We start from the raw sequence: 13203 nt of genomic DNA on the forward strand, positions 1-13203 counted from the left end.
TTCGGCAAAACGGCGACGCTGCGCCGGGCGGATCGACCGCCCGTCACAACGATTGCGCCGGCCCGCACACGGTGGGTCAGTCCGACGCAATACGCCAGCTACTGCGCTGACGCGCAGCTGGCGCAAAATCAAAACCTTTGGCTCTATATCGTCCTGTTTGCTTCTTGCGAAAAAGCGATTTAGTTGAGGGGGTGTAGAAAAGCAAAAACAGAAAAAATTTTTCAGGGGGAGTTCCGTTTTTAGGGGTGATTCAGGCACGATAAAGCCGTGCCTAAACCACCCCTAAAAACGGACACACATTACGCACGCTTACGCTGTGTCTCCATTTGTGAGGTAAACATCTGATTGCAAAGGATAAAGTAATGAATACTTTATTGCTAAGGTGTGTTGCGTGTTCCTAAATTATATCAATAAAAACATATACTTAATTTGTATGATATTGTATGATGCTATAGTTTTAACTTCATAAAATTAGGGAGGGCAACTGTCCATGGCGATGGTAAGAAAAACGATCTGGATTGACAGCGATACTGTTGAGCTAGTTAAGAAAATTGCAGAGAAGCAGCGTGTTCGTGAATCGATTGTTTATCGCTCTTTGATCACGGACTCACTGCGACAACATGATGTGAGATTTGATCTAATTTTTGACAGGCTCAATGATATTTCTGAGTTGATAAAACACGGTAATGTCATGTCTGCAAGCGCACTTGTGGCTTCAGCAATGACAGATGCAGGATTGAAAACTGGTGATGGAGACAATGATGCATTTAAGAGCCATGTCAAGGCTGTTATTAGAACCGCAATAAGGACTGGAGAGGCCGTAGACAAGCAGCACTCAGATGGAACTCTTGTGCAAAGTTAGCAAAAAATTTTAAGTAGGAATTTATATGAAAAATTCAGGAGCTACGGATTCTGGTGTTGGTAGAGCGCTACTAACAACAAAGGTTAGGCTATCAATCCAAGCCGCTATCATGTGTTTCACTTTTGGCTGGATACCTGGTGTTCTACTTCCATTAATATTGTGGTTTTTTCTTGCCACTCCGAAAGATATTGATGTTGTAAAAACTGATTTTCTTATATCTGTTCTTGATAGCAAAGCCTACAGGAAATGGCGAATCAGGGATGATTTTGGTGATCGTAAAGTTGTTAGTATTGAGATAAATAATGGAAAAATAATTCAATACTTTTCGCCAGTTGAAATGTCAAAAATAATACTTTTTGAAAGCAAATCAATCGCATCTTTTAAGATGACTGTAATTGCTTCACTGCTCAGTGGGTTGCTTGGTCATTTATTGATTTGGAAGATTCTATCCAGGCTCGGTAGGAAAGGGCAAGAGAGCAAAAGATTAAGAGGTGCGGCTGATATTGTTTCAAATAAAATATTGAATAATATGGTGGAAAAAACGTCAGGAAGTAAGTATGAATTTGCCACAGTGAAGTTGCCAAAGATGGCTCCAATGAATGGAATAATGGCTCAAGGGTCACAAGGCTCAGGTAAGTCACTAGCGATACATGACTTGATGAGACAGGTATTTAAAAATAAAAAGAAATGTATAATTTATGACCATAGTGGTGAGTACTTCAGAGCATATTTTAGACCAGGGAAAGACTATTTTTTTAATCCAGCACTCATAGGATCTGTGCCGTGGTCTATTTTTTCAGAACTAAAATATGATTATGATTCTGATACTTTAGCTCAAGCTTTTTTGCCTCCAAAGGGTGGGGTACAAACAGGTCCAAATGCTTTTTTTGAAGATGCAGCAAGATCTCTATTTTCAGTAATTTTGCTGAGACTGAAAAAGCTAGGAGTAGAAAATACTTGTGATATTTCTAATGCATTCCTTGAGATGCCAGAAGATGAGATGGCAGAGCTAATCAAGCATTCTGTAGCAAGCTCCGCTGTTGGAGGAGACTCAAAAGGACAAAGGCAGGGTGTGATAAGTTCGATTGCAATTTATCTTAATGGTATTGCTGCGGTAGAACCTGGAAATTGGTCAATAAGAGAGTTTTTAGATAGAGATGATGACGCAAGGTTTTTCATCCTAAACACTGAAGATACTCAGGCTATGTTCGCTCCGCTTTATCGTCTTATGATAACTGTTTCTTTTTCATTGATTGCTGCAAAGCAAGAAATTGTGCACGAAGATTTGTATTGGTATTTCTTGGATGAGGTTTTGCAATTGGGCGATATAAAAATTGATAAAACACTTGCGACAATTAGAAAATTCGGAGTTTGCATTGCAACAGGGATTCAGAGTGAAAGTCAGGTATCGTCAATTCTGGGAAAGGATCGGTCTGAGACTGTTTTGAACTGCTTCAATACGATACTTCAACTTCAAAATAATGAGCCAAATATGAAGGAAAGAGCGGCAAAGCGGTTGGGGCACATGGAAGTGAGCGTAGTATCAACGAATCAAGCATTAGCTGTAAGTGATTGGCGTGATGGTGCTGGTTTGTCAAATCATGAGCGCGATAAATGGGTGGTAAGGCCGGAAGAAATTGGTGAACTATCTGTTTGTACTGGGTACATAAAATTTAGGGAATATCCCGTCTCAAAGGTAGACTATTCTTCTTGGTTAAAATCTGGATTTTTCAGAAAGTGCTATGCGGCCAGGATGACTGTAGAAGTGAATGAAACTCCACCAAGAGATCCAAAATTTTTGATCGAACAAGATGGGGAGGAGATCAAGCGAGTTTCCTTCCAAGAAGTACGTGAATCTATGAAAGCAAAAGTTGACGCAGGGTCTGAGGAAAGTTCTAGTAATAGCGCTGGAGGCGCTGCAGGTAAAGTTGTTGTAATAGAGGAAAATTGTAATGAAGCGGATGGGGTGCCAGAGGCTAAAAATGGGGAAAATGGAAAGGTTATTCCGATGATTAGAACAAACCAGCTGATCACTGACAATAATACAGGTCATAACCTTTTGGACTGAAATCTATCATGGAAAAAACTAAAAAAGGTGCCATTGTAATTTTATGCTTTGTAGTGGCTTTCATGATTTTCATCTGGCCAGATTTAAAGGATTTTGGTCATGATTGGATGTACGACTACAGCCCTACAAAAGAAGAGTTGATGCCCCCTGGATATCTAGAAAGTATTCGTGGTTATACTTTAAGACCTGAGCGCAATGATGCAAAATTAATTCATATTTCAGAGCTAAACGTTGTAGCGGTCAAGGCAGATGGTGTTCAAGTAACGTTCTACCTACGAAGCCGTAGTGAGAATGACTATCCATCATTAAGAGTGAAGCTAGTAAACGCAGGTCACAATCAAACTCGAGTCGTTGTCTTCGCGCCTAATGAGTATTCTCATGGAAATAAACTGCGATCTGAAAAGATTTCATTAATTGTTCCAACGATGCAGGGCGAGAAGGGAATGATTATTGAACCGTTCTATGTTGATGGTGAGTGATAATGATTTCATATAAACAAATTGGTGGTGGAAAAGGTGCGCCGACATCATCTGGAGCTGTCTCATACTATGAGGCGGCCTTCGTTGAGCAGGGTAGGGCGAGCAATGTCGATAATTACTACGCAAATGAGTTAGCTTTTGCCAGCTGGCAAGGAAAGACAGCGAAGCTTCTTGGTATGGCAGCTTCAGGAGTGACCCGTGATGACTTTAAAGCTCTTCTTGAAGGTAAGTTGAGCAATAAGGAGACTGGGGAGTTTTTTGACTTGTCTAAAGGAGCAGGGAAGAATCGTCGCTTAGGTTATGATTTTACTGTTTCAGCTCCAAAAAGTGTTTCTGTTGTTGCATTGGTTGGGCATGATCAACGTGTTATTGATGCTCATGTTAGAGCTAATCTACGGACCATGGAATGGCTGGAGAAGCATGGTGCATATGTCAGAGTTAAAGATGAAAATGGCCAAAATAAATTACAGGCTACTGGGAATCTAATCTATGCAACAGTTGGCCACGAAACCAGCCGCTCCAATGAGCCTCAGCTTCACAATCATAATGTAGTCATAGCAGCGACGTTTGATTCTGAAAAAAATAAATGGAGAAGCTTAACTAATGATGTTCTTCTTGAAATTAGATCTCAAGCGGATATAGTTTACAAATCTGAATTAGTAAGAGATTTAAAACGTTTAGGCTATCAAATCGAATATGACCAAGATGGAAGCTTTGAAATTGCTGGAATCAAAAAGGAGCAACTCGAAGCATTTAGTACAAGGTCAAAGGAGATCGATGCGTTATTGACCTCATGGGGCATTAATCCCAATACCGCGAGTTATGAAGAGCGACAGAAGGCAACGCTTGCTAGCCGAGATCAGAAGATAGAGCTTCCTCGCGATGAGCTATATAAACAGTGGCATGAAATGGCGGCGAGGTCAGGCCTGGATTTGTCATCCATAGTGAGGAAGGCACAAAGTCGAGAACAGGCGGCATCCAATAATCCTGATAAGGGAATGGATAGCAATCTTGGACAGAGCAAGGATGAGCAGCGAGATGCGCTTCATTGGGTTTCTTGGGCCGTTGAACACCTTTCTGAAAGAGAGCAAGCATACCGACCGGCGAATATTGAGACAACTGCTCTGACATTTTCAAAGGGTGACATTAGTATCGATAGGGCTGAGTGGGCTTTGGCACGCCTGCTCAAAGAAGGTGTATTAGCAGAGACGAAACAAACCTCTGGGGAGGTGTATGTTACTACAGCTCAAGCGATTAAAAGCGAATTAAATTTATTGAGCAGCATTCAGAATGGTAAGAATTCTGGCTGTGTTGTTATGAAAAATGAATTGGAATTCAAGGAAGCTATAGCCTCTTTCGAGGAACGGAAAACGGTTGAGATTGGAGTTGCATATAAGTTATCCAATGAGCAGGTTCAATCGGCACGAAACATTTTGATGCATGAAGATAAATATCAGGGAATTCAAGGCGATGCGGGTACAGGCAAAACTGCTGCCTTGGAAATGGTGTATGCGGCTGCAGCTGAAAAGGGATGGACTGTTTTAGGTGTGGCTACATCATCCAACGCGGCGAAAGAGCTACAAGAAAGTAGTGGCATTCCAAGTCAGACGGTTGCAGGGTATATATTTGATCGAGAAAACTCAATTAAAATTTTACAAGCAGAGATAGCACAACTACGTGATGAAATTAGTCGCAGTAGTGACACTAAGTCTCGATTTGAAACTGTTCAGCTAAATGCTAGTAGTGTCTCTCATGCATATCGCGATAAGCGCTACACCTTTGACTTGGAAAATGGCGACGTTTTTTCTTCGCCGGATTCTTTCCGGCAACGGATTGGTGAGAGAATATTGAGAGGATCCGAAAATTCCATTGAAGCATCAAGGAGAAATTTGGAGTTTCCTGGCACCGGTAATGAAGTTGTGCGTGCCCGTGCCTCTCAAGTCTTTGATGATATAAGAGGCAAAGTAGGTAGAGCCTTGACCTCATATGATCGAGTTGAAACAGCTGAGGCAATCTCCGCTCGAGCGGCTCTCTATTCCCAGAGGAATGACCAGGGGGAAATAATACAGAGAGATATAGAAAAGAAGCTTGCTGAGCTGGCAAATCTTGAAAAAACTGGCAACAGAGAAGGTAAGCAAACACTTCTTGTAATGGATGAGGCGTCTTTAACAGGGGTGAAAGACACCGCCAGTATCACAATGCTTGCAGACATGATAGGTGCTCGTGTTGTGTTTCAGGGGGATACAAAGCAGCATGGATCGGTTGCGGCTGGTAAAGCCTTTGTGCAGGCTCAGAAGGCAGGAATGAACACCTCTGTGCTAAAGGAAACACGCCGTTTTGATAACGCTACGCCTCAAACTCGACAGGCGGTAATGCTTAAAAGCCAAGGAAAGTATGGTCCAGCTTTGGATTCGCTTGATAGGATTGATGTGCCAAAGGATATGGAGTTGGCGGAAGTTGTAGCGAAAAGATATCTGGAGCACCTAAAGGATTTGCAATTAAAAAATATTCAAGCACCTAGAGTCGGTGTCGTCGCGTTAACAAATAAGGACCGGAAGCAAATAAATCTTGAGATCCATAATGAGCTTGCGAGAAATGGACTTATTTCAGATGCAGATTATAATAAGTACCATTTGGAGGATCCAAAGCTGACCGGGGCTGAAAAAAATCTGGTGAATATTTTGTATAAAAATGGAGTAAATCACTTCATATTTCATAAGCCATACAAAGATATTGGAGTGAAAAGTGGAGATGTTTTGCGAGTTGCGAGTTTGGACGTCGCTACAAACCGAGTTGAATTAGATTTGGGTGATGGCAAGACAAGGTGGATCAATCCTCATCAATATGAAAGGTTTTCTCCGGCAAAGTTAGAAAGCAGAAAATACTCAATGGGTGATCTTATTGAGGCGCGCGCCAATATTAAGAATGCAATTCTGGTTGATAGTGGTGAGATGCATAAAGTTTCCAATGGCACAAAAGGGGAAATTGTATCGATTGATAGAGATGGTATGTCAGTTAAGTGGAGTGATGGCAGCATAACAAAACTGGATAATATGCAGTCCCAATTTGTGGATCATGGCTATACACATACTAGTTTCAAGGAGCAAGGTGCCACTAATCATAGGGAAATTATTGCGGTAAGTGATACGGGTGCAAAAATATTTAATCGTGAGGCTGCAGATGTTGTACTTACACGGGCAAAAGATAATGCGGAGATTGTTACAACAAGTTATAAACGGCTACGGAGAAATGCTGATAAATCTGTAGTAAAAACGACTGCTATTGAAATTGAGAATGAGACCTTTGTTAAAGGAAGGGGGAGAGAGTTGAAATCAATCAAAAATATCAACTTCTCAGGCATTGATAATGCAATTGACAATATGAAATTACCGCAGGAAACACGGCAGTCTTCACTATCTCACCATGCTCCTTCTGAGCATAATAAGGAACAGAAGGTCGTTAAGGAAAATGGTCGTACTCTTGGAATGTAAATCCTTGACAAGTCTTACCTGTCCAAAAGTACGAATTAGCTGGTGAAGTTGTGGTTGATGGATTGCCTCAGCTAAAATTTGCAAATTAGAATGCCATTGCTATCTTTTTGTTGGTACCTGCGGCATCTAATCGTCTGCATTTAGACAGGGCTATCCGATGATCTCCTTCCCCCTGCTTACAAGCTTCGCCTCCGCCTTCAACCAGGACCAGCGCCTGCTCACCCTCAGCCTGGGCGACGGCAGCGTGGCGGCCGAGCAATTGCTGCCGCTGAGCTTGGCCGGCGAAGAAGGCGTGTCCCGGTCTTACGCCTACCAGTTGACCTGCCTGTCTCCGGACGGCAAGATCGAACTCAAGAGCCTGCTCGGCCTGCCGGCCCGGCTCGGCATCCTCGACGCCGCCGGCGCGGAGAGCCTGCGCTGCGGCGTGGTGTCCAAGGCCGAGTGCCTGGGCTCGGACGGCGGCTTCAGCCGTTATCAGCTGACCATTGAGCCGCCGTTCGCGCTGCTGCGGCACCGCGTCAGCTCGCGGGTGTTCCAGGATCAGTCGGTGCCGGACATCGTCACGCAGATTCTGAGCGAGCATCAGCAGGCCAATCCGGTGTTCGCCCGCGTCCAGACCCAGGACTTCAAGACCGGCCCGGCGTCGCCGCGCAGCTACTGTCTGCAGTACCGCGAGAGCGATTACGACTTCATCGTGCGCCTGCTGCACGAAGAGGGTTACGCCTGGCGTTTCGACCATTTGGACGGCGACACGCCACAAGTGCGCTTGGTCGCCTTCGACGACCCTTACAGCCTGCCGCCGGCCGACGTGGAGCGGGTGCGCTTCCACCGCAGCGACGCCACCGAGGCCGAAGACGGCCTGACCGAGTGGAACGCCCAGCGCCAGATCGTCCCCGGCGCCGTGGCTTTGGCCAGCTTCGACTACCAGCCGGTGCAAACCCAGCACAGCGGCGACGACAGCCGCATCGACCAGGGCCAGAACGGCAAGGCGCTGCAATCGTCCTTGAATGATTACGACCCGCAATCGCTGTACTACGCCGGCGACGCCGACCAGCTCAGCCACTACGCCCAGCTGCGCCAGCAAGCGCATGATCTCAACGCCAAGCAGTTCAGCGGCGGCGGCAGCGTGCGCGGCCTGGCCGCCGGCCAATGGTTTCGCCTGGACGACCATCCGGCCCACGACGGCGACAGCAGCGAACAGCGCGAATTCGTCGTCACCCGCCAAACCCTGAGCGCGCGCAACAACCTGCCGGCGGACCTCAAAGCCTTCCAAGACGGCAAAGACGCCCAACCCTTCCGCGCCGAGTTCGACGCCCAACGCCGCGGCGTGCCGCTGACCCCGGCCTACGCCCACACCGAACTGGCCAAGCCCAAGTCTCGCGGCGTGCAGACCGCCACCGTGGTCGGCCCCCAGGGCGAAGAGGTGCACACCGACCAGCACGGCCGCATCAAGGTGCAATTCCACTGGCAGCGGCCGGACGAACACCCGAGCATCGGCGCCAACCTGGACGACAAATCCTCCTGCTGGCTGCGCGTGGTCATGCCCAGCGCCGGCGCCGGCTGGGGCCACCAATTCATCCCGCGCATCGGCCAGGAAGTGCTGGTCGATTTCATTGAAGGCGATATCGACCGCCCAGTGATCACCGGCGTGCTCTACAACGGCAGCCACCCGCCGCCGGACTTCAGCGGCGCCGGCGCCTTGCCGGCCAACAAAACCCTGTCCGGCATCAAATCCAAGGAACACCAGGGCGGCCAGTACAACGAACTGCTGTTCGACGACACCCCCGGTGAAGTCAGAACCAAGCTATCGAGTGAACCGGGCAAAACCCAGCTCAACCAAGGCTTCCTCACCCATCCGCGCAGCAACGGCAAAGCCGAGCCGCGCGGCGACGGCTTCGAACTGCGCACCGACAGCCACGGCGCCATCCGCGCCGGCCACGGCCTGCTGCTGAGCACCGAAGCGCAGAACGGCGCGTCCGGTAAACAGTTAGCGCGCGAACAGGCGCAAAGCCAGCTGGACGCGGCCCTGGCTCTGAGCCAAAGCCTGGGCGACACCGCCAGCGGCCAGCAGGCCGACACCATGGAAACCGGGCCGGAAGAAATCGGCCCGGACAACGCCAAAGCCGCCAAGAAAACCGAAGGCCACCTGCAACACCAGGCCGCCGCCTTGAAAGCCTGGGAGGCCGGTTCCAACACCGACAAGGACGGCAAAACCGCCAAGGACCAAGCCGGCCAACAGCCCTTGATCGTGCTGTCCGCCCCGGCCGGTATCGCCAGCCTGAGCCAGCAAAGCCAGACCGTGGCCGCGGGCAGCAATCTGGACCTGGTGGCACAGCGGGACACCAACCAAACCTCGGGCCGGCGCTGGATCCACAATGTGGGCCAGCACATCAGCTTGTTCGTCGCCGGGGTCAAGGACCAGATTGCGCTGAAGCTGATTGCCGCCAAGGGCAAGGTGCAGATGCAGGCGCAGAGCGACAGCATCGAGGTGACCGCGGACAAGGATGTGACCGTCACCGCCTGCAAGGGCCAGCAGCTGTGGAACGGCAAGAAGGAGATTCTGCTGACCAGCGGCGGCGCTTATGTGCGGATCAAGGACGGCAAGATCGAGCTTCACGCGCCCGGCACCGTCAGCTTCAAGGGCGGAAGCCACGATTGGAGCGGGCCGGCCAGCATGCACCCGCCCTTGCCGCAGTTTCCCAAAGGCGTGTGCGTGGAGTGCATGCTCAATGCCTTGAAAGCGCGCAGCCCCGTGGCGGCGACCACGCCGGGGAGCGCCTAAGCCATGTTCCTGCAAAACCCCCACGCCGCCGACCTGTCCATGCAAATCGAAGCCTGGATCGCCCACTCCCCGGCCGCCCAATATGGCTGGGTCGTGGATGGCTGCCAGCTGGAGTCCGGCGACTGGCGCTGGCTGCGCCGCCACGCGCCGCCGTTTGAACCAGCGTATGCTGAAGGGCCGATGGAAGCGCTGGGCGATGCCGGCATCCTGCTGTGGCCGGGCGACGCGCGGCGCCAACTCTGGTGGCCGCAATGGCTGGCCCGCGCCTCGGGCCGGCCGCTGCTCAGCCTGGCCGAATACCGCCCCACCCCGCCGGACAGCGAGTTCTGGCACTGGCTCAGCCAGTTGGACACAGAGGACGGCGCCTGCCTGGTGCTGCGCATTGCCGACACCCATGCCCTGGCCAACGCCCTGCCGCTGCTACAGGTCGAACAAGCCGCCGCATTGGCCGGCAGGCTGGCTCGCTGGGGCTGGATAGAGCGCGATGGCAGTTGGACCGGCGTGGCGCTGCCCGATGCCGCGCCGGGTCCGCTGCCGCCACGGCTCACCTTCAGCGCCGAGCAGTTCCGGCAACTGATGCGGCGCGCCCAGCCGGACATGCTGCTGCCGGTGCTGGCGCATTTCGATGTGGCCTTGCCAGGGCTGGCGCCTAACCGCCTGCACCAGCAATTGCAGCGGCTAGCCGCCACGATGGACGGCTATGGCATTGCGGACACCCCCAGCCAAGCCTTGTTCGTCGCCACCGCCTTCGAACGCGGCGACGACTTCCACCAGGCGCCGGAATGGCAACCCTACTGGCGGCAGACCCGCGCCGGACAAACCTGGATTCGGATGCAGGCCACTGATGAACGATAAGGAACACTCTATGCAGTTGGGACGCTTTACTTTGCTCATTGCCATGCTGGCCACGTTAACAGGATGCTGGGAACACGAGCCAATCGGCGTACCCGTCGCCAACTACAACTTCTCGCAGCACGATATCAATTCAGTCTGGGTGAATGGGAAATGGGCCGGTCTGGTTCGTGTCGAGGAGGGCGGTGCTCAAGCGGGTTGGGTGAGCCTGCCCGCCACTTACCAACCTGGCATCACGGTTACTGTGGACTGGGAGCGCAACGCTTGCGTGCATGGAACCTCCGAATGCGCCAAGCGGGATAAGGATGGGGAAATCATCCAGGTGAAGTTTCGCAAAACGGTTGCCGTACAGCCTTATGACGCAAAGGACGTCGCGGAACTGCAGCTGGCGTTCTTGCCGAATGATGAGGTCCGGGGATATGCAGATGGCGCGCTGTTTTCCTATGAGAAACACCCATCAAGGAAAGAGTTCGGTGGTTTGCTGGCACAAGGAATGCGCCCGCTTGAAAGTCTTTGGCCGAGAGCAGGTATTAAATCGGAGGCTTCGCGATGAGCACACAGGATGCCTGCGCGCCTCAGGGGGCGGAAACCCTGACGCAAAAAGCGAAGCGCTTTCAGACTAAGGCGGCGCTGACCGGCGACACTGGCAAGCTGCAAGCCAGTTGCAAGCGCGATGTCTGGGCGACTTTCTTTTTTGATGGCACCAATAATAACCGCGACCGCGATCTGATCGAGCCGGTGAAGAAAGGTCGGCCGCGCGCGCTCTGCGAGCACTCCAATATTGTCACTTTGTTCGAGTCTGCAAAAGCAGATAATGAAACCTCCCACTTTGCTTACTATGTCCAAGGTGTCGGCACCGTCTTCAAGGAGATAGGCGAAGATACACCCAATGACTCCGGGCTATCTCTAGCCCAGGGCGGCCAGGCTAGGCTCAGCTTTGCCTATTACCAGCTATGCAATGCCATTCATATCGCATTGAGAAAAGTCCCTTTGTTCAAGGGCGATGACTTCAAAACCGAGCTCAAGGTCAGTAATCAGTTGGACCAGAGAGTTCCGGACTTCACCAGCCTGCAAGCGATCCAGCAAAAGCTGGCCGCCGCCATCGGCAGCAACAAGAACACGCCCAAGATTCAAAGCCTGACGGTGGCGGTGTTCGGCTTCTCGCGCGGCGCGGCGGAGGCGCGCGCCTTTTGCCGCTGGCTGGAGAAGTCCAGCCTCAAGGACGGCGATGGCTGGCTGTTTGCCGGCTGCGTGCCTATCCGGCTGCAGTTCCTTGGCCTCTTCGACACCGTGGCCTCGGTGGGCCTGGCCCACTCTACCCCGCTGGCTGGCCGGGCGCCGGGGCGCTCCGGCAGCGGCGTGATGGATGGGCAGATGGGCTGGGCCACGCCGGACATGCTGAAAGTGACCCGCTTCACCCGGCAATGCCGGCATTATGTTGCCGCGCACGAAGTGCGTTACAGCTTCCCACTGAGCAGCATCCGCCATCAGGATGGCGGCATGCCGCCGGGGGCGCTGGAAGTGGTTTACCCTGGCTCCCACTCCGATGTGGGCGGAGGCTACGGCCCTGGCGACCAGGGCAAAGCGGTGGGCCACCGCCGCAAACTGCTCAGCCAGATCCCGCTACTGAATATGTATCAGGATGCCCGCAAAGCCGGAGTGCCGTTACTGCCTTTGTCTGCGCTCAAGGATCTTCCTGTCAGTCAGGACTTCGAGTGCGATCCTGTGTTGATCAAACGCTTCAATGCGTATATGGGGTGGGCCTGCGGCGGCGGCGGCCTGGTGGAAGACAAGCTCTACCACCATCTCAAAAAATACTGGCACTGGCGCGTGGTGACTTCACCACGCTTCATGCAGCAGGACTGTATGCAGCAACTGGGCAAGGGCGCCACCCTGCGCAGTGCTCGTGCCGACAAGCAGGATCTGGAAGACATGCGTGCCAGCGAACAGGACTGGCAAGGTGATCTTGGCAAAGCGGAGGGCGAGGCCGGCGGCGAGGCGGCGGAGCTGGTGCGGCTGCAGCTGGCCGCGGCCAAGCTGACGCTGCCTAAGGAAGTACACGACTTCTTTGACCAGCACGTCCACGATTCCCACGCCTCTTTCTACATGATAGGTCCGACCACCGCCTGGCAGCGGCAAAAGCGGGTGGCCGCTGCGCGCAAGGCCAAACGCCAGCAGGGCCGCGGCCCCAGCGGCTTGCCGCTGGGTGGGCCAAGCTCGTATCAGCAGAAGGTGCTGGACAGCGCGCTCGGCAGTTCGGAAGCCCCAAGCCAGATCGACGCCTCCAATTTCCCGGTGGTGAGCGACGACGACTACTTCGACCTGGTCAAATCTGACGGCATGCCCGGTGTGATTGCCGCCACCATGACCAATACCCGCCGCGAAGTGGGCGGCCATGGCCACCAACGCGCCACCTTCGTAGGCAGCAAGGCGCATTACGGAAAGGCCCAGGGCAAAGCGATAGACTTGATCGCCCAGGACTCCGCCCGCATGCGGCAAGACCAGCTGGCGCGGGACTATGCCGAGCAAGTGCGCAAAAGTAAGCTTGCATTTGAAAATCAAAAAACCTTTCTACAAAGGCAGGGCTTGCCCATCCATCACTTGGAACGCATGCACCAGAAAGACCTTGAGCAAATTGGCAAACTCTACCGTTCCCAGTAAGATTGAAT

The 13203-nt window shown here is 51.8% G+C and carries 9 protein-coding genes; all 9 read left to right on the plus strand.

What is annotated here, in order from left to right; translation table 11 throughout:
- On the plus strand, positions 1 to 183 hold a 183-nt coding region (locus tag HA052_RS27430; protein ID WP_206118995.1), incomplete at its 5' end, for a hypothetical protein.
- A 307-nt stretch (positions 184 to 490) separates the two neighbouring features.
- Positions 491 to 862, plus strand: a complete 372-nt coding sequence (locus tag HA052_RS21535) for a hypothetical protein (protein WP_166453527.1) — start codon at positions 491 to 493, stop codon at positions 860 to 862.
- Positions 863 to 887: 25 nt separating this feature from the next.
- On the plus strand, positions 888 to 2930 hold the full coding sequence (locus HA052_RS21540) for a type IV secretion system DNA-binding domain-containing protein (protein WP_166453528.1): 2043 nt from the start codon (positions 888 to 890) through the stop codon (positions 2928 to 2930).
- 8 nt (positions 2931 to 2938) lie between these two features.
- Positions 2939 to 3409 carry a hypothetical protein gene (locus HA052_RS21545; RefSeq protein WP_166453529.1) on the plus strand — a complete coding sequence of 157 codons (471 nt, stop codon included), beginning with the start codon at positions 2939 to 2941 and terminating at the stop codon, positions 3407 to 3409.
- A 2-nt stretch (positions 3410 to 3411) separates the two neighbouring features.
- Positions 3412 to 6900, plus strand: coding sequence for a MobF family relaxase (gene mobF / locus HA052_RS21550; RefSeq protein WP_166453530.1), 3489 nt, complete (start codon positions 3412 to 3414; stop codon positions 6898 to 6900).
- Positions 6901 to 7057: 157 nt separating this feature from the next.
- Complete coding sequence (locus HA052_RS21555; protein ID WP_166453531.1) at positions 7058 to 9682, plus strand: type VI secretion system Vgr family protein; 2625 nt, start codon at positions 7058 to 7060, stop codon at positions 9680 to 9682.
- A gap of 3 nt (positions 9683 to 9685) precedes the next feature.
- Positions 9686 to 10537, plus strand: a complete 852-nt coding sequence (locus HA052_RS21560) for a hypothetical protein (protein WP_166453532.1) — start codon at positions 9686 to 9688, stop codon at positions 10535 to 10537.
- Entirely contained in the window at positions 10527 to 11087 is a 561-nt protein-coding gene (locus tag HA052_RS21565) for a DUF3304 domain-containing protein (RefSeq protein WP_166453533.1), read from the plus strand. Before HA052_RS21560 ends, HA052_RS21565 begins: the two co-directional genes overlap by 11 nt.
- A complete protein-coding gene (locus tag HA052_RS21570) occupies positions 11084 to 13195 on the plus strand; it encodes a phospholipase effector Tle1 domain-containing protein (RefSeq protein WP_166453534.1) in 2112 nt (703 codons plus the stop codon). The genes HA052_RS21565 and HA052_RS21570 overlap by 4 nt, the downstream gene beginning before the upstream one ends.
- Positions 13196 to 13203 lie beyond the last annotated feature (8 nt).

The sequence above is a fragment of the Chromobacterium fluminis genome (genome assembly GCF_011602385.1).
GTDB lineage: Bacteria > Pseudomonadota > Gammaproteobacteria > Burkholderiales > Chromobacteriaceae > Chromobacterium > Chromobacterium fluminis.

Coding starts and splice junctions, on each gene's coding strand:
- HA052_RS21565 (WP_166453533.1), top strand. CDS start 10,527: ATGAACGATAAGGAACACTCTATGCAGTTGGGACGCTTTACTTTGCTC.
- HA052_RS21540 (WP_166453528.1), top strand. CDS start 888: ATGAAAAATTCAGGAGCTACGGATTCTGGTGTTGGTAGAGCGCTACTA.
- HA052_RS21570 (WP_166453534.1), top strand. CDS start 11,084: ATGAGCACACAGGATGCCTGCGCGCCTCAGGGGGCGGAAACCCTGACG.
- HA052_RS21555 (WP_166453531.1), top strand. CDS start 7,058: ATGATCTCCTTCCCCCTGCTTACAAGCTTCGCCTCCGCCTTCAACCAG.
- HA052_RS21535 (WP_166453527.1), top strand. CDS start 491: ATGGCGATGGTAAGAAAAACGATCTGGATTGACAGCGATACTGTTGAG.
- mobF (WP_166453530.1), top strand. CDS start 3,412: ATGATTTCATATAAACAAATTGGTGGTGGAAAAGGTGCGCCGACATCA.
- HA052_RS21545 (WP_166453529.1), top strand. CDS start 2,939: ATGGAAAAAACTAAAAAAGGTGCCATTGTAATTTTATGCTTTGTAGTG.
- HA052_RS21560 (WP_166453532.1), top strand. CDS start 9,686: ATGTTCCTGCAAAACCCCCACGCCGCCGACCTGTCCATGCAAATCGAA.